Below are 22,611 nucleotides of genomic sequence, written 5' to 3'. Positions count from 1 at the left end.
TTTTTACCCATTTGTATTGTCCAAGCGGTATCCAACGCCGCGCACTCCAGTAAGCAATCCATCAGCTCCGGCGGCCGCTAACTTGCGGCGCAAATTGCTCACATGGCTATCCACAGTCCGGTCGAGCGCTTCACCTTCGGGCAGACACGCATCAACCAACTCCGAGCGCTCAAAAACCTTCCCCAGACTCGCAGCCATATGGGATAGAATACGGAACTCTGTCTTTGTTAACTCAAGCGTGAGAGGACCTGTGTCCCTTTCAACCGTGACACGATACGCCTGTAAGTCCACGGTTACCGGTCCCACGCGCAACAAACGTTCAGTCGGCACGCCCATACTTCTTCGCAGAACGGCTTTCACACGCGCTACGACCTCAAGCGGATTAAAAGGCTTAACAACGTAGTCATCGGCTCCGATACGTAAAGCTTGCAGCTTATCCAAGTCTTCGGCCAAAGCGGTCACCATAATGACTGGCGTATTGCCGCGGCGGCGGATTGCAGCCAAAACCTCATAGCCGTCCTGTCCTGGCAATTTAATATCGAGGACCACGAGATCAGGGCGAAGACGAAGATGATGCCCTAACCCGACAGTTCCGTCACCTGCCGTGACAACGCGAAACCCCTCGCGAGACAGATACGTCTCGATGATTTCAGCAATTTCGGGCTCATCCTCAACAATAAGAATTAAAGCATTGTTCATGGCTATCTACCATCTCTGAAACGTTTTCGACGGATGTTCATTTAAGGCACCGACTGGGTTCGGCGGACGGGTGTTATTTTCTTACTCTGATTAGTCGGCTGATTGTTACATATAACAAGGGTACAAAGAAAACAGCCAGGACGGTTGCGGATAACATTCCTCCAAAAACCCCCGTTCCTATTGCATTCTGAATTTCAGAACCGGCCCCGCGCGCGATCATGAGTGGCACGACCCCCAAGATAAAGGCCAGTGAAGTCATCAGAATTGGCCGGAATCTCAATCGTGATGCCTTAAGCACTGCTCTGTTGAGGCTTTGCCCCTCGTTGCGCAGATGGCGAGCATATTCAATCAACAAAATGGCGTTCTTTGCAGAAAGTCCGATTATCGTAATGACGCCAACCTTGAAAAACACATCATTTTCCATGCCCCGCGCCAGCACAGCCAGCACAGCCCCGAGCACGCCAAGCGGCACAACCAACATAACGGCCAGCGGGATTGTCCAGCTTTCGTAAAGTGCGGCCAAGACCAGAAATACCACGAGCATCGATGCGGCTAAAAGAATTGGCGTCTGGGTTGCGGATTGTCTTTCCTGTAACGATTGCCCCGTCCACGCAACCGCAAATCCTGACGGTAACTGTTTTGCCAATCGCTCCATCTGGGACATTGCCACTCCACTCGAAACGCCCGGCGCAGCGGAACCTGAAAGACGAGCAGCAGGGTAGCCGTTATAGCGCGCCAATTGAAGCGGCGTCGTTTGCCAGACAGGCTGGACAAACTCCGACAGGGGAACCATTGCGCCATCAATATTGCGCACTTCAAGGCGAAGCACATCATCAATATGCATACGATGCTGTGCATCGGCTTGCACGACTACCTGTTGAAGGCGGCCGTCTTTCGGAAAATCGTTGACATAAGTTGACCCGATTGCTGTCGAAATCATGTCGCTCACGGTTGAAAAAGAAACACCAAGAGCCAGCGCCTTCTGGCGATCAATATTCAACGCAATACTCTGCCCATCTGGAAGCCCATCCGTCATCACGCCCGTGAGCAATTTGCTCTTGGAGGCGAGCCTTATCAACTCGCTCTCGGCCGCTTTCAGTGCTGTTGGCCCGGCATTACCCCGATCCTCCAAGCGAAGGGAGAAACCAGATGTTGTTCCCAGCGATTCAATGGCCGGTGGTTTCATTATCATCGCAGTTCCCTCCGGAATATCCGCCATCGCCGCTTGCGCCGCCGCGATCTCGTCGTTTACCGTTGTCTTACGATCACTCCAATCCTTAAGACTGGTAAACGCCTGACCAGCATTCGGACCAGAGCCGGAAAATCCGAAACCTTGAATAACGATGCTCTCCGTAATATCTGCACGCGATGCCGTGTGTTTTTCATATTTTGCAATAATCTCCCGCGTGCGCTCTGCTGTGGCACCAGCCGGCAGCTCGAACATTGCCATGAAATTTCCCTGATCTTCTTCAGGCACGAACGACGTCGGCAGTTGAGAGTAACCAACGCCCAGTACTCCCAAGAGCAAAATGTAAACCAACAATATCCGAACACCACGCCGTAAAATCCAGCCGATAGCGCCGGTATAGCGTGCACTTAAACGGTCAAACTTGGTATTAAACCACGAAAAGAAACGCACTTCTGCGTGGGGGCCGACAGGTTTGAGGATAGTGGCGCACAAAGCAGGCGTAAGGGTAAGTGCGAGGAAGGCTGAAAACAGGATCGACACTGCCATCGACATTGTGAATTGGCGGTAGATTGCTCCCACAGAACCATCGGACAATCCCATAGGGATAAAGACGGCGACCAAAACCAATGTGATCCCGACGATAGCGCCCGAAATTTCGCGCATTGCTTTGCGAGTGGCCTCCTTCGGCGAGAGCCCCTCCCTTGCCATGATCCGTTCTACGTTTTCAACGACGACAATCGCGTCGTCAACAATGATACCGATTGCCAAAACCATGCCAAACATGGTCAAAACATTGATCGTGTAACCGGCAACCAGCATCACCGCGAATGTGCCAAGCAGCGCGATCGGCGCGACAATTGTTGGGATCAATGTGTACCGCAACTTCTGCAGAAACAGCAGTATCACGAGGAACACCAGAACCATCGCCTCTACAAGTGTCTGCACCACCTTCAAAATCGACACTTTCACGAAGGGCGCGGTATTGTAGGAAATTGAGACTGAGAGATCACTCGGCATTGTAGCCTGCAGTTCACCTAACCGCTTTTCGATCGCCGCCGCAGTGCTGACGGCATTGGCACCCGGCGACATTTGTATCGCCGCTGCTGCAGCAGGCTTGCTGTTACTGCTGACGCTGAAGGCAAAAGTCTGTGCGCCAAGTTCCACACGTGCAACATCGGACAACAGCAGCCGCGCGCCATCTGTCTGGGTTTTCAAAGGTATTGCTGCAAACGCCTCGGGTGAGTTCAACTGTCCATGCACAATCAGTGGCGTTGAAACTTTGGTCCCCGGAACGGTCGGTTCGTCCCCAACCCTGCCCGGCGAAACTTGAGCGTTTTCGCGGGCAATCGCGCTCGTCACGTCGGACATGCTCAGGTTATAGGCAGCCAGTTTCGTCGGGTTAACCCAAACACGCATTGCACGTTCGGAACCAAATTGTTGGGTACGTCCAACGCCGGGAACGCGTTTGAGCTCCTCGGCGATGTTACGCGTCAGATAGTCACCAAGGCTCAGCTCGTCTGTCTCACCGCTGCGTGACTTGAGCGCAATGACCATAAGGAAGCCCGACTCTGACGCTTCCACATTTATTCCGTTACGGCGAACGACTTCTGGAAGACGAGGCTCGGCATTTTTCAACCTGTTTTGAACATCCACTTGCGCGAGTTCGGGGTCCGTTCCAGGTTTGAACGTCACCGTGATATTCGCAGCACCTGTCGAGTCGACAGTCGATTCATAATATAAAACGTTTTTGACGCTTGAGAGTTCCTTTTCGATAGGAGCAACAACACTATCATTGACCGTTTGAACAGAAGCTCCAGTATATGTTGTGAAAATACTGATACTCGGCGGTGCGATAACAGGATAACGTGAAACCGGCAGTTGTGGGATCGCAACAACACCAGCCAATGCAATGAATATGGCAATCACCCAGGCAAACACCGGGCGATTGATGAAGAATTGTGGCATGGTGATCTGGCCTTTAAATCTTGTCTTTCACACTCGTCGCGTTTGGTGAGTGATCGGCGTTTACGAGCATCCCATCCTGCAAACGGTCCTGACCGCGAATTACGATGGTTTCACCCGGTTGAAGCCCTGACTTGACCACCACACGGCGACCGATGGCCTCTCCAAGCGTTATTTTGCGCCTTTTTGCGCGCCCGTCGGGATCAACGACCATAAGACTGGCGTCGTCTCCTCCTGTCCGAACGAGAGCATATTCAGGAACAAGTATTACATCGGAGAGCAATCCGCTTGGCACTTGGGCACGAACAAACATGCCAGGCAAAAGCTGCAATTCAGGATTCTCAACGAGCACTCGGATCGTTGCATTGCCCGTCACGGTGTCAACCGTAACATCTGAAAGTACCAGCTTCGCCGGATAGGAATATGGCTTGCCATCGGCTCGTAGTATCTCAATCTGGCCTATTTTCTCTTCTGCCGCAAATTGCACGGCATCGAGTTTTGTCGCAGGCAGGCGTAAATCCACATAAACACGTTCCAGCTGCTGAACGACTGCGAGTTCGGTCTGCCCCGAAATTGATGCGAGAGAGCCTTCGTCCGCGACGGTTCGCCCGACGTAGCCATCAATCGGCGATCTTATGGTGGCGAAGTCAAGATCAAGCTGACGACGGTGAAAAACAGCACGTGCCTCGGCCAGATTTGCCTGCGCCGTCGTCAGATTATTGCGCGCGTCTTCATAATTTTTGAGACTTGCCGCTTTACTCGCGAGCAAAGCTTCAGCGCGCTGAAAGCCCGAGCGAGCATGCTCCAGCGCACTTTCTGCACGCGTCAATGCGGCCCGTGCAGTTTCCAGATCCGCCAAAAATAAAGCGGGTTCAATCTCGAAAAGGATCTGACCAGCGCTGACACGGGAGCCGGCCTCAACAACTTTCTTTTTAATGATCCCACTGACTTGCGGCCTGATTTCAACTTTCTTAAAAGCCGCAACTCGCCCCGGCAGTTCATCCGTAAGAAGAACGCGTTCGCGACCGACTTTAACAGTTTCGGCGCGCACTGGGACTGCTGATGAGGCAACCTCGGCTTCCGGAGCTGAACTGCTCCGACCTTGCAAAGCAAGCATGGCAGCGATGAAACATCCGCCTGCAACTATAGCGAAAATGGAGAAGCGGCGGTGAGACATTATGTGGTCCAGATTGAATCTATTACCCGCTTGTTGCGCCGCTGCGTTCAGATAATATTGAGGGAATGTGCAGATCACGTGGAGGCAGTGCTATTGCTTGCAGAAAATTTTCTCGTAAGCAGTGATATACGAAGAAGACAACGCCCCTTACTACAAAGCCTCAAGCGAATGCGGGTTAAGAACCACAGCAAAACGCAATAATTTAACGAGCGTAGTGGAAGGAAGCGTCTGGCAATTGCAGATGTGTTTCTTGCGTCGTATTAACAAGATACGCCATTAAAAAGGCGAACAAAAACAATATAATGCAGACGATCGAAAAATTGCGTATGAGCACAATGTTCCTCTTTGCGTTCATGTAACAGACACTCCGTGCAAGCCAATCTGACGTCAAATCAATTCGACGGGCATTACTCGTATGTGCCTAAGGACTGGAAAAGTTAGCAGTTTGCCAATGATTGGATGCGGCCCACTATATTTAGTCCGCCAATCGTCCGATACCAAAGAAGTGCTATTGCGATCTAAGTCGCTTTTTTAATCTCTCTCACCACACGTACCAGAGAGCGTATTTCTTAAAGCGGAAAGATAACCCCAACCATCTTCCATTGCGGTGAGAGCTGCACGAATCCACATCGCGACCTTATCATCAGATATCGGGCCAACTAGCTCCCAAAGCTTACCATCGATGTCTTCCGCTTTGATGAAAAACTTATCATCTACCAAGTCCACAAGCGGAGGAAAAAAAACAATTACTGAAGTTTTATCAGTCATTCGATTTCCCTAGAATGAAAGCTCTCGGCCGACTCGGGAGGAGCAACCTTGCTTATTGAGATTGATCGTTCGTATTGGCCCTCTCAGAGAGGCGGGCCATCGCTGCAGCATGTCGATATCAAGCCTGTGTGGAATTATGGTGCAGATTCACTGCAAGCTTTATGAAGCACTTAAGCGACGTTGGTGCATGGACATTCCCTCCAGTTTACTGAACTTACAAAGCTCGGATGGGGACCTGATCAAACAATTGTCTTTATTGAGTGTTTTTATTGATTTTTAGGTTTTGACAGTAGGGAGGCTTATTATGAGCGATCTTTTCTGGCTTTCAGATGCTGCATGGAATGTAATCGAACCCACATTTACCCAAGAACCGACCCGGAGCTCGACGTGTCGATGATCGGCGTGTCATTTCTGGTATCTTGCATGTTCTCAAGGTCGGTTGTCGCTGGCGTGATGTTGGGGCCGAATATGGTCCTGCAAAAACCGTCTACAACCGATATCACCGCTGGGCACAACGGCGTATTTGGCATCGTATATTTGAGGCGATGGCAGCCAGCGGTCCGGTTCCACAGGAGCTTTCCATAGATAGCACACACGTCAAAGCGCACCGTTCGGCACAAGGCTCAAAAGGGGGGCGTGGACGCAAGCGATTGGCACGTCGCGCGGTGGAAGAACAAGCAAAATCCATTGCTTGGCCGATGATTGCGGCAGACCGGTCGTGTTCAGCTTAGCACCGGGAAACATTGCCGGCATAAAATGGCAATCCCATTATTAGAGGTCGCTCGCCCTAGCGGGCGTCTGTTAGCCGACAAGGCATATGACGCTGATAGTCTTCGAGACTAGCTTAATAATGCCCGCATCAAGGCTGTCATTCCCTCTTCGCTAGCACGAAAGAAACCCTATCCTTTAGATTATAGCGCATACAAGCGTAGAAATGTCATCGAACGGCTTTTCTGCAGGCTCAAAAACTGGCGACGCATTGCAACGAGATATGATCGCCTCGCAATAAACTATCTCGCCGCAATTGCTCTTGTTTCTACAATCATCGCATGGGTGTAATTGAGTCCCCATCCTAAACAGAGGGCGAGGCGCACTGTAAGTCTCATCAAGGTTCCATTTGCGTGTAACCTGACGCTTCTTCCGATTAAAATGTTTAAGCAGTTTGGGGCTGAAGCAAATGACCCAACGATGCACCGTGGAATGATCCAGATCGATACCGCGTTCCGCCATCATTTCCTTCAGATTGCGAAGGCTTAGATTATAAGCAAGGTACCACCGAACACACAGAAGGAAAACGGATTTATCAAAATGGCGGCCTTTGAATATCTAAAATACTCAGCTGCTTAAAAGTCAAAAAGATATCACAGCCATCCTTGATGAAGAGTTTGCAACAGGTCCAGTTTTCTTCCGTACCCCTGCCCATCAGTTCTTAGTATTAATCAACATCAATATGTAAGGCTGCCATAACTCTCCTCCCTAATGACCAAAAGTCTACTCAAGTAGGCAGAAGCCAACCGTGCCAGTACAAGAGCGAGAGGATTAAAATGTGAATCTTGTATCCATTATTTAATTAACTAAATATAAATGGATGATTTGATGGGTCAAAAGAATGTATTTGATTTTTCATTAATATTATTAAATTATATAATTATAATGTATGCATAATATGGGGGGATGTATGCTAAATTCGTTAGAAAATTTGGTTTCATTTCATAATATAAATTCCGTCGACGCTATTGAAATTACAAAGACAAGTTCTGGGAATGGATGGGATAATCTGCATATTTTTACCGTGAAAGTGCAGCCATTCAGTGCTTCGTTTGACGCTGTTGATTCGCTTCTTGTTTCAATGGTTCTTAAGGGGCATGCACGAGGCACGTGGAACGTAGATGGATTGGAAACCGAAACATTACTTCAGCCTGGTGCAATAATTATCCTGCCTCCAGATTGTGGTGTCGCAGTTGATATCAAGGACCCAGTCGAATTTATAAATATTTATGTATCAAAAAAGCTTTTCAGTGACATTATTATAGAGTTTTCATCGGCCGGTAGTAGCCTCCTACGGCTCGATCACAGCCTATGTATATTCGACGAATTGCTTGAGCAGACAATTAGCTCTCTCAAAGATTTAATACACATCGGGGGTCGGTTTTCAGCGATTGAAGTTCAGTATATTGCACGTGTAATTGTCGCTCGCCTTGTATCTAAATACTCAACAAACACAACCAGAGAATTGAACACTGACGTTGGTTTGTCAGTCCACGTCCTTCAAAAGACGTTTAACTTAATTGATCAAAACCTACATCGGCGGATTGGTATTGAACGCTTGGCTGAGGCGGCTGGTATTGGTGCAGCGCAGTTTGCCAGACTGTTCAAACGAGCCACAAGCGTGACGCTTCATCAGTATATTATCAGACGAAGAGTTGAGCGGGCTAAAGAGCTGTTGATAGACACGCATATGCCGATTGCCGAGATAGCGCATGATTGTGGATTTGCAGATCAAGTTCATCTAACGCGCTTTTTTGGGCGTATTACTGGAACAAGTCCGGCATCCTTTAGGAAAAAAAGGCGTCGATCATAATAAATCTAGGCTAACTTAATTAGAGGTGTTGTAACTATCAGACAAACCTAGTCGTTATCTGCATATACAAAACGCCGGTAATAAATAAGTTTTGTGTAGGGTATCGTCTTGGAGGGATCGGCTCAGCATTTGTTTTGGAATGAAGATTGCTGACTTTTTTGTAGAGAATATTACGTGATATGAATAGGAACTTAGGATTTTTGTAGAACTATAATGTGTCAGTGATCTTTATTTATAACGGCCTGAACTTGCTGTTTTGCCCTCGAAGCTATTAGCGAATTGAGGAGAGCGTCATGGTTGCAGTTGTTACGAATAAGGCGAGTGGTAGTTCGCGAACAGTAGCTGGAAATGATATTATTCTTTCAGCACCCAGCGTTGTCAAAATTTCGTTAAATCCAAAGTCTATTTCCGAATACCAAAGAATTGGGGATGATCTTCTCATTCGATTGAATAACGGTGACACAATTCGCATCGTTAATTATTACACACATTACAGCAACGGCCAGGACAATGACCTTGTCCTGCAAGATGAAGACGGTCAGCTCTGGGCTGGGAATCACAGCGATGGGCTGGCTGATTTTAACTTTTCGGAAATTCAGGGAGTCGATCAACTTGCTGGAGGCAAAGACAGTTTCGCCCCAATTTTGCTTGGCCTAGCCGGTTTGGGAGCTATTGGTGCTGTCGCTGCAAGTTCTTCGGGTGGTGGCAATAAAGACACTGTGGATCCGGGCACAGGCGGTGGGGATGGAGATGGTGACAATGAAGCTCCGGATGCACCAACGGTTACAGTCGGCTCTGACGGTGTGACGCTGACGATCACCGGTGAGCCGGGTGGGACAGCGACGATCTACAATGCTGATGGCAGCGTGCTTGACACGGTTGATCTTGGCGAGACTGGCACTGCGACTTATGTTGCTGCTGCGAGCAATGGCCAGGACATCACGGTGACGCAAAGGGATGCCGCTGGCAATGAATCGGAAGCGGCCTCTGCGACACTCCCTGATACGCTTGATCCGGATGCACCAACGGTTACAGTCGGCTCTGACGGTGTGACGCTGACGATCACCGGGGAGCCGGGTGGGACAGCGACGATCTACAATGCTGATGGCAGCGTGCTTGACACGGTTGATCTTGGCGAGAGTGGCACTGCGACTTATGTTGCTGCTGCGAGCAATGGCCAGGACATCACGGTGACGCAAAGCGATGCTGCTGGCAATGAATCGGAAGCGGCCTCTGCGACACTCCCCGATACGCTTGATCCGGATGCACCAACGGTTACAGTCGGCTCTGACGGTGTGACGCTGACGATCACCGGGGAGCCGGGTGGGACAGCAACGATCTACAATGCTGATGGCAGCGTGCTTGACACGGTTGATCTTGGCGAGAGTGGCACTGCGACTTATGTTGCTGCTGCGAGCAATGGCCAGGACATCACGGTGACGCAAAGCGATGCTGCTGGCAATGAATCGGAAGCGGCTTCTGCGACACTCCCCGATACGCTTGATCCGGATGCACCGACGGTTACAGTCGGCTCTGACGGTGTGACGCTGACGATCACCGGTGAGCCGGGTGGGACAGCGACGATCTACAATGCTGATGGCAGCATTATTGCAACGGTTCCGCTGGGAGTGGGAGGTTCTGCAACATATGAACTTGCGCAAAGCAATGGTCATAATTTGCTGGTTACCCAGACGGATGAGGCGGGCAATCAGTCGGAAGCAAGCGCTGCAACAGTGCCGGATACGCTGGCGCCCGCCGCACCTACAGACCTGAGCGTCAGCCCAGACGGTAATAGCATCAGTGGTAAGGGCGAGCCGGAGACAAAAGTTGTTATTCGTGATGCCGATGATAATATTGTCGGCGAGGGCAATGTTGACAGCGACGGCAATTTCCAGATTGCCCTCAACCCGCCGCAACGCGGCGGTGGTCAGCTATCGGCGACGCTTGAGGATGCGGCGGAAAACGTCTCTGAATCTGCCTCTGCAACTGCTCCATTGATTGATCCAGCCAGCACGGCTCCGATCGTGGACAATGTGACCGCAGAAGTGAGCATTTTGCCGACCGAAACCGATGTTACCCATCCGAATGCAAGTTATGTCCTACTGGTTGGGCTGCTTGGTGCGGATGTAACGGTGTTGAATGTTCCATCCAGCAACTTTGTGGTTGCACAAGGTCATCAACAGAATCTGCAGTTCAGCTACTCCCAGCTGATAGGTGTGGACGTCGCTTCAAACACGACAATTGTTGTTCAGAAGCTGATGCCGGATGGCACGTGGACATCCGTTGATGGTAATGGTGATGCGACACTGCTGAACCTGACACTGCTTGGTAACACTGCACAAGCGAGTGCGCTTTTGGGCGAGGGTACCTATCGTGCCTTTGCCGCTTCACAAAGTTTGTTGAGTGTTGGGCTCGTTGGCAATCTTCAGGTTTCAGGAACGGATCTCGATTATCTTGAGCCTTCCGGTGTTCAGGTTGAAGACGTTGAGGGCAATGTCCTTGCTAACGATGGAGCAGCTATAAGCTCAGGCCATATTGTAACCAGTGTTACTGTTGGCGGTGTGCCATATGAGGTTGCAGCCGGAGCGCAAGGAACACCAATTGTGGGTCAGCATGGCAATCTGGTAATCCATCAGGACGGTTCTTACACGTACACGCCGAATGGAACATTGGAGAGCATCGGCAAAGTCGACCAGTTCACCTACACCAAATATGATCCGCTGACGGATACGAACACCACAGCAGAGTTGAACATCAGAATTGATAGCGATGGTCAGGGTCTGGTTTGGGATAACAATAACTTCGAAGACGATGCGACATATAGTTTCGCCGCAACTGACGATACCGATACGGCTGGCATAATCTGGGCCAATGTAGTGGATAACGCTTTCGTTAATCAGACCCAGCCTTTGATAGCCATTCTTGGTGGAAATGCTGAGACTAACAGCGATGAGTTCATTATCGGAAGCAACATGGATGCTACCGGAACTGTGACCGTCAATATGACAACAGCTGCCGTCGCGAACGGTACGGTTGCCATTCAGCGCCTGGAAAATGGTAACTGGGTAGACGTGAATATCGATAAAAGCTACTCAATTTTCGTTGGTCTTTTGGGGCCTGCGAAAGTTATTGACATTGGCAGCCTTGATCTAATCCCCGGAACTTATCGGGTCCATGCTACGTTGAGCGGCTTAGCGGGTGCTGTCAGTGTTATTACTGATGTCAATGTTACCTATACCGATCAATTCATACAACAGAGCAACTCTGGCACGACTGGCAATCTGTTCGACAATGATGGTGCTCTGCCAGTCACTGCAAAATTGCAGGTTCAGGATTCTACGGGATTCATAAATGTTCTTGCAACCGGAACGGTTGTTACCGGGACATACGGTGATCTGACGATCTACAGTAATGGTTCTTATAATTATCAACCACACTCAAATCTGAGCTATGCCGATCGTGAAGCGTCGGAAAGTTTTACTTATAAGATCGTGCTGCCAAACGGTCACGAAACGACAGCAGACCTTACTGTCGAGATCCAAGAATGGAACGACATATCAGTTGCTCGCTTTGCAGAAGACGCTGTGTATGACGACATCGTAGCTGCGGTTGAACAGAACGCTGATACCGATAGACAGACGGACGACAATCTGCTGGCTGCTTATACTGTACCCAATGATGGAAGTGGTGACGCAGACGGAGCAGATCACACTGAGAGTGATGTCGTTCCGATTGGTGATTTTGCTGAAGTCAAAGAGGTCGGTTCCTCTGATGAAAATACTACTGAAAACAATCTGACGGAAAGTGTATTGTTTGATGACGGTAGCGGTGATCTCACATTACTATTCGGGGAAGACCAAACCTTTGATCAAGACAGTTTTGTTTCAGCTTCCACGACGAATGGTAACAGCGCTGATGTGGGCGAAAATCCAGATACATTCGAAGATCCGCTCAGTCATCTTGTGCCCGATCCGCTTGCCCTTGAGGATGATCTCCACCTGACACACGCGGTCTGATCCGCCGAGATTTCCCTTCGCCGTCGAGGCTACGGCGGCGAGGGTCATCATGAAATATCGGCCTGTGCCGGTCATAACGGATACTCGATGCGAAAACTCCAGATTTTAAGACGTTTCGCGACAATATCATTGATTTCATGCCTTTTGGCTGCGTGCCAAATGTCTGCAAACAATCTTGCTTTGAGCAATGACAACCTTGCTCAGTCAAAGAAGACTGAAGTTCCGTGGCTCCTGTCAAGTGCTGGTTCTGCCCCCGTACCAGCCGTTGACAGGAGTGTTGTTACGAATACCGCCTCTCCCAAGTCTGCGCCCAAGTTGCCGGATGGTGGTTCCCTCACGATGGAAACCGCTGTTCGGCGGGCGCTTGGCTGGCACCCTGCCGTTGATGAAGCGTCTGGAAGAATTTTGGCGGCGGATGAACGCGTACGCGCAGCACTGGCGGGTTATTATCCTAAGCTACAAGCAGGGGTGAATTCCGGCTATCAGAGTAGCAACTCAAATGGATGGCGGCCGCAGTTTAATGTTGGTGCGTCGCAGATGCTTTATGATTTTGGCAAAGTATCGAGTGCGGTCGAGACGGAGCGTGCGGGCAAGGCCATCAACCATGCGCGTTTACTTCTCACGGTTGACAATCTTGCACGCGATACCGCTAATGCAATCGTTGAAGTGCAGCGATACCGTACTCTATCGTCCTATGCACAGGCACAGGTCGATGGCGTTAAAAAAATTGCGGGTCTTGTGAAAGAACGGACCGATAAAGGCGCGAGTACCATGTCTGATAAGGTACAGGCAGACGCGCGTGTTGAATCGGCGCTCGCAACTCAACTCCAATATCAATCGGAGTTGAGCCGCTGGCAGGTCGCACTTTCCGCACTCATTGGTGGTGGGTCACCCCACCCGGTGTCATCCGTGCCGTCATGGCTGGAAAATTCCTGTAGCATAACCGCTCCTGATTGGGAGCAGGTGCCAGCGATGCTTGAGGCACAAGCTGCACGTGAGGAAGCCAAAGCGCAGCTTGCAGCGAGCCGAGCCGATGGCTTGCCGACAGTTTCGCTGGAGGCAACGACCGGCTATGATCTCAACGCCTCGCGCGATGATACACGTAGCAACGACCGGCAGCCTGAATACTCAGTCGGCGTGAATGTATCCTCTAGCCTCTACAACGGCGGGCAGACAGGCGCACGCAAACGCGCAGCCGCTTATGCCTTGCAATCGGCTGAGGCGGCAATCAGCACAGTGCGCTTCGATGTTCAGCGCAATCTTATGGAGTCGCGCAGCCAGATCGGCACGTTGAGCCGGCTTATGGGTTCGCTCCAATCACGTGCCGACATGATGGTGAAAACCCGAGATCTTTATCGGGAGCAATATGTAGAGCTTGGCACAAGAACGCTGCTTGATCTGCTGAATGCCGAACAGGAACTGCATGAAGCACGGTTCCAGACAGCCAACACGGTTCATGACATCCGCCGTCTGGATATCAATTGTCTCTACAGTTCCGGAAAGATGCGCCAGAGTTTTGGTCTTAATGCATCCATGTTGCGGACAGGCGGAGGTAGTCTATGAGGCATGACGAAAATCCTCCGGGCTTTGATAGTCCTGTTTTGAATGAACCCACTGAACATTTGAAGAAGCCGGCGGAAAACTTTGATGCAGATGAGTGGCTTGAAGCGCTTGGCCGTGTCGCTCAGCATTATCGCATTCCCATATCGGAGCAGGGCGCTAAGATTGCGGCAGCTGCAAGCATCAGCACAGATGAAAATTCAAAGATCAGCTCTATTGCGCGACATGTAGGCTTGGGAATAAGGTTTGTCGATCCGGCGACGATCTCACTCTCGACGTGGCACTTGCCCTTTGTTCTTAAGCTTATTGACGGGCAACTCGCTGTCGTAGACACCCTTTCGAAAGATCGGGAAGCCAGTGTCTGGATGATTGGCGAGCAAGGTTTGCAGCAGCCTTTCAAGCTTGATGTGCTTCTGGCTGAGACCGAAAAGATTATTCTCGCGCGCCCCTCCAAAACTGTTCCTGATGCGCGTGTCGATGCCTATATAAAACCTTTTGAAGAGAACTGGCTGCGACGCATTCTGTTTCGCGATATGGGGTCTTACGGCCATGTGCTGGTGGCATCGCTGATCGCCAATGCTCTTGGGCTTGCGGGTATTCTCTTTTCCATGCAGGTTTATGATCGCGTTGTACCTGCACAATCTTTCAATACGCTTTACGTTCTGTTCAGTGGTGTTTTGCTGGCCCTTCTGTTTGATTTTCTTATGCGGCGTGCACGTATGGGCATCATCGATGTGCTGGGCAAGCAGTCTGATTTGCAAATGTCAGATGTGGTTTTTGGTCATGCACTGCGCGTTAAAAATCGCGCGAGACCAACATCAACCGGCTCTTTCATCGCCCAGCTTCGTGATACGGAGCAAGTGCGTGAACTGCTGACGTCAACAACTGTTTCAGCCCTTGCCGATCTGCCTTTTTTCTTCATGTTTCTGGTCATTTACTGGTTCCTTGCTGGCTGGATGGTTGTCATTCCGCTGGGTGCTTTGATTGCGCTGATTATACCGGGACTTTTTTTGCAGCGGCGTCTGCGGGTTTATGCCAACCAGGCCATGCGCGAAGCCTCGCTGCGCAATGCCATGCTGGTGGAAGCCGTGCAGGGGATCGAAGATATAAAAGGTCTTCAGGCGGAGGATCGTTTTCAGCAGCAGTGGAACTACTTTAACGCCGTAACAGGCGAAGCGCAGATCAGATTGCGTGCGCTCACAAACAGTCTCAGCGTCTGGACACAGAATCTGCAAGGCGGTGTTTATGCTTTGACGGTCTTTGCCGGTGCTCCGCTGATTATTGCAGGCGACATGACCACTGGCGCACTGGTTGGTGCATCGATTCTCGGTTCACGGATGCTTGCACCTATGGGGCAGCTCTCGCAAATTCTTGGCCGCTTGCAACATGCCCGTATCGCCAAAAAAGGCCTTGATCAACTCATGCAGATGCCAGTTGATCATCCTGACACCGAGACCCGGATTCATTGCCCAAAAATCAACGGGGCTTACCAGTTTAAAGGTGCGCTGTTTCGTTACGGTGATGAGAGTTCGCCGCCAGTGTTGCTGGTCAAAGACCTTCGAGTTGAGCAGGGCGAATGCATTGCTGTTCTTGGTCGCAACGGCACCGGAAAATCAACGCTTCTGATGGCGTTGTCGGGATTGCTCGATGCATCTGACGGCGAGGTTTTACTGGATGATTTTTCTCTGCCGCAAATTGATCCCGCAGATGTTAGACGTGATGTTGGGTTGCTGACGCAGAACTCGCGGCTGTTCTTTGGATCGCTGCGTGAAAACATCACCATGGGCGCACCGGGTGCATCGGATGCTGAAATTCAGCGCGTGTTGGCTATGGTCGGTGCTGATAGTTTTGTGCGTAAGCTGCCGAAGGGGCTGGAACACTTGGTGCATGAAGGGGGCGGCGGTCTTTCCGGTGGCCAGAAGCAAGCAATTCTTCTGGCGCGGCTTCTTATCCGTGACCCATCGGTGGTCCTGCTTGATGAACCCACATCGACAATGGACGAGGCTACAGAACGCCACTTTATCGAGCAGTTTGCCAAGTGGAGAGCTAGACGCACGGTGATTATCGCAACACACCGCATGCGTGTTCTTGAATTGGTGCAGCGTCTCATTGTGATTGAGAATGGTCAGGTTGTCTTGGACGACAGCAAGGAACGTGGGCTTCAAACCCTGCGTGGCATGAGCAAGGTGGAACCAACAAAGACATTATAACCCGGAGAGAATTAAATGGCGGCCGTGGGCGGAGACTTTGGTGCCTGGGTTAATGGAAGCGAACAGGGACAGCAGCTTAAGCGGTCGAAACGCTTCGTGCGGCTGGTCTTCATCTTTTTTGCAGTACTTATCGGTTGGTCCTATGTGGCTTTGCTGGACGAGGTTTCAACAGGAACCGGCAAGGTCGTGCCGGCATCTCAGGAACAGGTTATTCAGTCGCTGGAAGGTGGTGTAGTTGCCAAGCTGATGGTGCGCCAAGACGATGTGGTCGAGCCGGGGCAGATACTGGCCCAGCTTGATCCAACAGTGACAGAGTCGAGCGTGCAGGAAAGTTCGGCAAAATACCGCGCTGCACTTGCAAGCTCGGCACGCCTCAACGCCGAAGTCAGTCAGACGGAGCTACAGTTTTCACCGGAACTGGAGATGTTTCCCGCGCTTGTCGCCTCGGAAACAAGGCTTTTTGAAGCGCGCAAGCAAAGCTTGAAAGAGGCGCTGCAATGGATCGCTGAATCAAAAGAACTGGTGCAGGATGAGCTGAATATCAGTCAGTCGTTGACTAAAATGGGTGCGGCGAGCAATGTTGAAGTGATCCGCCTGAAACGGCAACTGGTTGAGCTTCAGCTCAAAGAAACTGAGATAAAATCTGATTATATCGTCCGAGCACGTGAGGAACTCGCCAAGGCAAACGCCGAAGTAGATTCGCTTTCATCTGTTATCCGCGGCCGTTCCGATTCACTAGCACGTATGACGCTACGCTCGCCTGTGCGGGGTATTGTCAAGAATATTGAAGTCGCAACCATTGGCGGTGTTGTGCCGCCAAATGGCAAGCTGATGGTGATCGTTCCACTTGATGAACAATTGCTAATCGAAACGCGGGTTCTGCCGCGCGATATTGCGTATATTCACCCGGATCAGCGGGCGACTGTAAAAATCACGGCTTATGATTATGCCATCTATGGAGCGTTGGAAGGCAAGGTCGTTAGTATTTCTGCCGATACTATTCAGGACGAAATCAAGCCTGAGGAATATTACTATCGTGTGTTTATCAAGACTGAGACCGATGCGCTCATAAACAAGAATGAACAGCGTTTTCCAATCGTCCCGGGTATGATTGCCACGGTTGATATTCATACCGGCGCTAAGACTGTCTTCGAATATCTGATCAAGCCTTTTAATAGAGCGAGTGAATCGCTTCGTGAAAGGTAGTTATTTCTATTTATATTATATTTAAATAAAATGATTTCATAGATACATGAGGAAATAGTTTTTATATTTTATTGGAAATTGAAAAACGACATTTTCTAGATTCAACGACATAAAAAGATAATTTTCAAGATAATATTTATATTTTATATACTATCTTAAATTTTATGGGGCTCGAAAATAAATTGAAAATCACAAATCACTATATAACTACTTTAGTTATTTTAATTTTCCATAATTGAGTTTCGAATTTTTGTATTAGAAAGATAGCCGTTCAGTATATTAATAATCATAAGTTAATTTAATACTTATGATATTTATCAGTGATTTTTATGAAAAATATTGACATTTTGTTATTGTTGTATAATTTTATTAGCATGCTGGTCTAATAGAATTTTTATTAGAGGAGGTGGATAATTTCGTGCAAAAAAGTGCAATTTTATGCAAAGTTGGTCTTGGCGCGGTGTTAATATGTTTTCCTTTATATCCCGCAGCCGTAATAGCTCAAACTAATATCAATGGTAATCTAAGTGTTGAAATAACCATTCAAAATGAATGCTCACTAGATACTATTGCTGGGGTAAATTTTGGAACAACAGGTTTGCTTGCGACAGAAAAAACGCAAGCAGGCGAAATTACTGTAACGTGTACAAAGGGCGCTAATTTTGCGCTTGCTTTGGATGAAGGTTTGGGGACGGGCGCCACTGAAGCAATGCGTCTTATGACCAAGTCGGGTGGTACTGAAACAGTAGAATATTCACTTTATCGCGATGCGCAACATACTTTGCTCTGGGGATCGGCGACGAATGGTTATTCAGGGACGGGAACTGGGGCGTCACAAACGTTGAATGTTTATGGGCGTGTTCCGGCTCAGGATACACCTTCAGCCGGTGTTTATCAGGATACGGTTCAAGTCACATTGACTTATTGAGGCGCCGCACCCTGTATTGAGTTTGGCGCATTTAGTGGTTGTCTTTGATAACGCGGTTTTCAATCTTCGGAGCGTCATTGCGTCGAATACGCATGTATTAACGGAAGCATATTATGAATATGAAATGGCTTATTCATGCGCTCGTCGTGGCGCTGCTCTCCTCTGTTGTCTGCATTCAAGTTAGTTTTGCAACTAACCTACATGTCACTCCGGTTGGACTGAGTTTAACAGCGCCGGCCGGGGCTGGTCTTGTAACTATTCGTAATGATGGCAGGGCGCCAATTAATGTTCAGTTGCGCGTCTTTAAATGGGACCAGAGGGGTGGAGAAGATGTATATCTGCCAACCAAAGAAGTTGTTGCAAGCCCGCCGATGGTGAAATTGGCGCCGGGTGCACAGCAATCAGTCAGGGTTGTGCGGATAGCAAAGGCAATATCTGGGCAAGAGACCTACAGATTGTTGGTAGATGAGCTTCCAACAGCTACGAACGCAACGCGAAGTGGTGTTCGTTTTCTCGTCAGGCAGTCACTTCCGGTCTTTTTTAACGATACATCAGTATCAGGTGCGAAAGTAAAATGGACCGCATCATCTAACGGGCGGCAATTGATATTGTCAGCTCAGAATACTGGTGCTGACCGTCTCAAAGTTAGTCAGCTTCTTCTGAAAGATCATAATGGAAAAGGAGTCGCGCGCATTGACGGCCTAGCTGGCTATGTTTTGGGTGGCCGCACAAAAAAATGGGTCTTCGCTATTCCTGCCGGTCTTGCCGTTCAGGGGCGTAAATTCACTTTGACAGCAGAAGATGACAAGGGACCAATCCGTGCCAGCGTCTCGATTAGTTCGGGTGGCTAGTTTCATTTTCTTGTTTAATTCACTCTGGACTTGGCCTGTTGTATCGGCGTCCCCAGAGATAACTCAAGGCGATGCTAGCGCCGAGATTTCAACTCAAGATCTCTATCTTGAAGTTTATGTTAATGGTGCTTCCACTGAAATGGTCGCAGTCGTTCGTAAATCTTTGGATGGGACTTTTTCTATGCCTGCCGATCAGCTGAACGGTGTTGGGCTTCAGGCCGGGGAAGTTATCAAACAATCAGATAAGTATGTTGCGCTGGATGATTTAAAAGACGTTACCTACCGCGTGGACCATGCTACCCAATCTATCTATTTCGATGCGACAGATGATGCGCGTGTTCCACGAAAAATTGGTGATACTTCGCAGAATGTCGAAGCGTTAAAACTTACGCGCGATCTTGGTGGGCTCCTCAATTATTCAGTCTTTGGCAATTTCTCTGGCGATAATAAGTTTGGTTCGCCCCAATATCAGGGCCTTTCGGCCTCTTTTGATGCCCGGGCGTTCTCCGCGTTTGGTCTTGTAGAAAGTGGCTTTATTGTTACGTCAGCTCCCAATGAGACCTATGCTTCTAGACGGTTGGCCTCAAGCTGGAGTTATTCTGATCCTGAGCGCTTAATGACGTATGCAGCGGGAGATGTCATTACTGGCGGTTTGTCATGGACACGCCCAGTACGGCTCGGCGGCGTGCAGATCCGCAGAAGTTTTAATCTTCGTCCCGACCTAGTCACTATGCCGATGCCGGAGTTGACCGGCAGTGCAGCAGTCCCATCAACGGTCGAAGTCTATGCAAACAATCTGCGACGTTTTACTGGGGAAGTTAGTACTGGCCCGTTTCAGGTGACAGGAGTCCCATTTGTCAGTGGACCTGGCACCGTACAGGTCATTGTTACAGATCAGTTTGGCCGTGAAACAATTAAAGAAATGCCTTTCTACGTTTCGTCGCGCATGTTGACGAAAGGCCTGTTCGACTTCAGCTTTGAGGGTGGTTTTGCGCGCCGCGATTTTGGATTGAGAACAGACAAGTATGATGATCGTTTTGTCGGTTCTGGCAGCATACGTTATGGGCTTACGCAACGCCTGACGCTGGAAGCCCATGCAGAAGGCGGTGCCGGGCTGATTTCAGGTGGGGCCGCTGCGCTTTTTAATGTTGGCTCATTTGGCATCGTATCGATGAATGCCGCTGCAAGCCATGCCGATGGTGTTATCGGATACCGTGTTGGCGGTTCATTGGAAGCGTCATTTTATGACTGGCGATTTTTCGCCAGTACCCAAAAAACCATAGGCGATTACAACGATATTGCTTCTATCACATCGAGGACCAAGAACCTTTCTGAGTTAACCACCATTCAAAATCCCCGCTCTATCGATCAGGTAACGCTATCACCACCAATGTTTCGCGACGGCTCTACGCTTAATCTGAACTTTGCTTATCTCAAGGATTTTGACGGGCAAAGTTCAAGTATCCTAGGTCTATCGTATAGCCGCCCGTTTGTCGGGAAAAGTACGCTTTATGCGAATGGCTACATGGATGTAGCCCAATCTGGTTCATTTGGAATGTTTGTCGGCCTTTCAATGCCGCTAGGCGGTGGCTCTGTCTCCTCGGGTGTAGAAACGACAGATCAGGGCACTCGCCTTTTAACTGATTATAGTTATCCGCTTGGGCGAGATCCATGGAGCGTTGGATGGCGCCTTCAGAGCTCAGAAGGATACTTCAATGAGAGGCAGGCGGGCGTCACAGTACGAACCCCGGTTGCACGGCTGGAAGCGACAGGTCGTCAATACGATGCCGGGAGCGGCGGCACTTTAGAAGTCTCAGGAGCTATCGCTTCTGCCGGAGGTGGCGTATTTCTATCAGATCGTATTTTCGATGCCTTTGCCGTCGTAGATGCCGGTGCACCAGATGTGCCCGTAACGGTTCACAACCGATCAGCCGGCAGGACAGGTCGAAACGGTAAGCTCCTTGTGCCTGATCTGCTGTCATTGCAAAAAAATCTTATTGAGATCGATCCAAGCAACCTGCCAGTCGATGTTGATATCCCCGCCACACGAACGGAGGTAACACCCGCAGAAAAAGCTGGGGTTGTCGTTCGTTTTGGAATTCAGCCCGACAAGGCTACAGCTCTGGTGACGTTTGTCCGTTCAGATGGTGCGGCTATACCCGTCGGGGCTAAGGGTCGACTTGTGGCATCAGACGAGTCGTTTGTTGTGGGCTATGATGGGCAAAGCTACGTCCGCGGACTAACTGCCAGCAATAGTGTTGAAATCGAACTTCCAAATAGCGTTGACGGTAATGCGACTTGTCGCGCAGATTTTTCGTTTCATGCAGTCAAAGGCCATCAGGTCACTTTGGAGAACGTGGTATGCCAATGAAACTTTTTGTGAAAATCTGCATGATTGTTCTGCTCGGAATATCATGGTCGACGTTCTCTGCCAGCCACTCGGAAGCTTTGAGCTGCACAGCGACAATATCAAGTCCTATTAATTTTGGTACAGTTGATACTTTGGGAAGTACGGCAACAACTACACAAGGGTTGTTGACCATGACTTGCTCGGTGACCGCGCTCGACTTAGGAAACCTGCTTCTCGGTATAGCCGTTTGTCCCGGTGTGGGTGATGGGTCAGGTGGTGCAACAACTGGCACGCGCCTGCTTACAGGCCCAGGCGGTAGCCTTCAATATCAGATATACTCTGACGCCAATAGGCAGGTGCCGTGGGGAGGTTATACAGGCGGTCTTCTGTTTGGTGATGCCCCCTTATTTCGTATGACGGCACAAGTGGGTACTGTGACACAAAGCTGGCCCATTTATGCATCTGTTCCAGGTCAACAAAATCTGACACCTGGTCAATATATCAGTGCCTTTAGCGGAGCTGCGGGTACCCAAATACGCTATGGTTCTTTGGGAAGTTTGCTTGGTTGCAGCTCACTTGGTGCTACATTGTCTACGAGTGCCAACTTTACTGTTCAAGCGACTGTCAGCCCGAAGTGCAATATTCTGGCACCAAATAATATTAATTTTGGTACGCATGGCCTTCTGAAAGATAATGTCGTTGCGCAGGGAGCAGTTCATCTTTCCTGCACACAAACTACGAATTATTCTGTCGCTTTAGAAACAGGTGGCGTTTCACCTACCGCACGACTTATGAAAAATGGAAACAACAGTGTGGTTTACGGCTTGTATAAAGACAGCCAGCATCTTCAGCCATGGGGAGATGCAAGTGGGCAAACCCATAGTGCGGCTGGCACAGGAACTTCGACGCTAATACCCGTTTACGGGCGTGTTTTACCGCAGGCGACGCCACCAGCTGGCGTCTACACGGATACTGTCATTATTCGCATAACCTACTAGGCCGCGCACTCATAAATAGTCTAGCTATTTGAATGGATTAGTGATTCAAAGGTCTCGGATTTGGAGGTCTTTGATGTCACGTCGCCGCTATGAACTTACAGAACGCGAATGGTCGA

Annotated in this window: 13 protein-coding genes and 2 pseudogenes; 10 read left to right on the top strand and 5 right to left on the bottom strand. The window is 49.7% G+C overall.

The window, feature by feature from the left end:
* Window positions 1-3 precede the first annotated feature (3 nt).
* From ABE527_RS20215 to ABE527_RS20200, 4 genes are all read right to left on the bottom strand, one after another.
* Complete coding sequence (locus ABE527_RS20215) at window positions 4-699, bottom strand: response regulator (protein WP_499698123.1); 696 nt, start codon at window positions 697-699, stop codon at window positions 4-6.
* A 73-nt stretch (window positions 700-772) separates the two neighbouring features.
* The gene (locus ABE527_RS20210) at window positions 773-3,853 is read right to left on the bottom strand and encodes a multidrug efflux RND transporter permease subunit (protein WP_499698122.1); all 3,081 of its coding nucleotides are present in this window, start codon (window positions 3,851-3,853) and stop codon (window positions 773-775) included.
* 13 nt (window positions 3,854-3,866) lie between these two features.
* Window positions 3,867-5,027 (bottom strand): efflux RND transporter periplasmic adaptor subunit, encoded by a 1,161-nt coding sequence (locus tag ABE527_RS20205; RefSeq protein ID WP_499698121.1) that lies wholly within the window; start codon window positions 5,025-5,027, stop codon window positions 3,867-3,869.
* Between the two features lie 531 nt (window positions 5,028-5,558).
* On the bottom strand, window positions 5,559-5,795 hold the full coding sequence (locus ABE527_RS20200) for a hypothetical protein (protein WP_265986939.1): 237 nt from the start codon (window positions 5,793-5,795) through the stop codon (window positions 5,559-5,561).
* Window positions 5,796-6,099: 304 nt separating this feature from the next.
* Here ABE527_RS20200 and ABE527_RS20195 point away from each other — a divergent pair.
* Window positions 6,100-6,854, top strand: a pseudogene (locus ABE527_RS20195) (IS5 family transposase).
* A 36-nt stretch (window positions 6,855-6,890) separates the two neighbouring features.
* Here ABE527_RS20195 and ABE527_RS20190 read toward each other — a convergent pair.
* Window positions 6,891-7,121, bottom strand: a pseudogene (locus ABE527_RS20190) (IS6 family transposase); the annotation flags it as partial.
* A 352-nt stretch (window positions 7,122-7,473) separates the two neighbouring features.
* Between ABE527_RS20190 and ABE527_RS20185 the strand changes: the two are divergent.
* The 9 genes from ABE527_RS20185 (at window position 7,474) to ABE527_RS20145 (ending at window position 22,495) form a co-directional block, all read left to right on the top strand.
* A complete protein-coding gene (locus tag ABE527_RS20185; protein ID WP_499695409.1) occupies window positions 7,474-8,376 on the top strand; it encodes a helix-turn-helix domain-containing protein in 903 nt (300 codons plus the stop codon).
* Window positions 8,377-8,669: 293 nt separating this feature from the next.
* The gene (locus tag ABE527_RS20180) at window positions 8,670-12,392 is read left to right on the top strand and encodes a BapA/Bap/LapF family large adhesin (RefSeq protein ID WP_499698120.1); all 3,723 of its coding nucleotides are present in this window, start codon (window positions 8,670-8,672) and stop codon (window positions 12,390-12,392) included.
* A gap of 159 nt (window positions 12,393-12,551) precedes the next feature.
* The gene (locus ABE527_RS20175; protein ID WP_499695617.1) at window positions 12,552-13,955 is read left to right on the top strand and encodes a TolC family outer membrane protein; all 1,404 of its coding nucleotides are present in this window, start codon (window positions 12,552-12,554) and stop codon (window positions 13,953-13,955) included.
* The gene (locus ABE527_RS20170; protein WP_499698119.1) at window positions 13,952-16,162 is read left to right on the top strand and encodes a type I secretion system permease/ATPase; all 2,211 of its coding nucleotides are present in this window, start codon (window positions 13,952-13,954) and stop codon (window positions 16,160-16,162) included. Before ABE527_RS20175 ends, ABE527_RS20170 begins: the two co-directional genes overlap by 4 nt.
* 15 nt (window positions 16,163-16,177) lie before the next feature.
* Window positions 16,178-17,368 (top strand): beta-barrel domain-containing protein, encoded by a 1,191-nt coding sequence (locus ABE527_RS20165; protein WP_499698118.1) that lies wholly within the window; start codon window positions 16,178-16,180, stop codon window positions 17,366-17,368.
* Window positions 17,369-17,786: 418 nt separating this feature from the next.
* On the top strand, window positions 17,787-18,296 hold the full coding sequence (locus ABE527_RS20160; RefSeq protein WP_499698117.1) for a Csu type fimbrial protein: 510 nt from the start codon (window positions 17,787-17,789) through the stop codon (window positions 18,294-18,296).
* Between the two features lie 113 nt (window positions 18,297-18,409).
* Entirely contained in the window at window positions 18,410-19,147 is a 738-nt protein-coding gene (locus tag ABE527_RS20155) for a fimbrial biogenesis chaperone (RefSeq protein WP_499698116.1), read from the top strand.
* Window positions 19,140-21,518: a fimbria/pilus outer membrane usher protein gene (locus tag ABE527_RS20150; RefSeq protein WP_499698115.1), complete on the top strand. Its 2,379-nt coding sequence runs from the start codon at window positions 19,140-19,142 to the stop codon at window positions 21,516-21,518. Before ABE527_RS20155 ends, ABE527_RS20150 begins: the two co-directional genes overlap by 8 nt.
* Window positions 21,509-22,495, top strand: a complete 987-nt coding sequence (locus ABE527_RS20145) for a Csu type fimbrial protein (protein ID WP_499698114.1) — start codon at window positions 21,509-21,511, stop codon at window positions 22,493-22,495. The genes ABE527_RS20150 and ABE527_RS20145 overlap by 10 nt, the downstream gene beginning before the upstream one ends.
* The last annotated feature ends 116 nt before the right edge of the window (window positions 22,496-22,611 follow it).

Source organism: Brucella sp. TWI432, from assembly GCF_039674445.1.
Lineage (GTDB): Bacteria > Pseudomonadota > Alphaproteobacteria > Rhizobiales > Rhizobiaceae > Brucella > Brucella chromiisoli.
Note: the sequence above shows the minus strand (reverse complement) of the source record. Positions and strands in the feature narration are given on the sequence as shown.

Coding starts and splice junctions, on each gene's coding strand:
- ABE527_RS20145 (WP_499698114.1), top strand. CDS start 21,509: ATGCCAATGAAACTTTTTGTGAAAATCTGCATGATTGTTCTGCTCGGA.
- ABE527_RS20170 (WP_499698119.1), top strand. CDS start 13,952: ATGAGGCATGACGAAAATCCTCCGGGCTTTGATAGTCCTGTTTTGAAT.
- ABE527_RS20175 (WP_499695617.1), top strand. CDS start 12,552: ATGTCTGCAAACAATCTTGCTTTGAGCAATGACAACCTTGCTCAGTCA.
- ABE527_RS20200 (WP_265986939.1), bottom strand. CDS start 5,795: ATGACTGATAAAACTTCAGTAATTGTTTTTTTTCCTCCGCTTGTGGAC.
- ABE527_RS20185 (WP_499695409.1), top strand. CDS start 7,474: ATGCTAAATTCGTTAGAAAATTTGGTTTCATTTCATAATATAAATTCC.
- ABE527_RS20165 (WP_499698118.1), top strand. CDS start 16,178: ATGGCGGCCGTGGGCGGAGACTTTGGTGCCTGGGTTAATGGAAGCGAA.
- ABE527_RS20215 (WP_499698123.1), bottom strand. CDS start 699: ATGAACAATGCTTTAATTCTTATTGTTGAGGATGAGCCCGAAATTGCT.
- ABE527_RS20155 (WP_499698116.1), top strand. CDS start 18,410: ATGAATATGAAATGGCTTATTCATGCGCTCGTCGTGGCGCTGCTCTCC.
- ABE527_RS20210 (WP_499698122.1), bottom strand. CDS start 3,853: ATGCCACAATTCTTCATCAATCGCCCGGTGTTTGCCTGGGTGATTGCC.
- ABE527_RS20180 (WP_499698120.1), top strand. CDS start 8,670: ATGGTTGCAGTTGTTACGAATAAGGCGAGTGGTAGTTCGCGAACAGTA.
- ABE527_RS20205 (WP_499698121.1), bottom strand. CDS start 5,027: ATGTCTCACCGCCGCTTCTCCATTTTCGCTATAGTTGCAGGCGGATGT.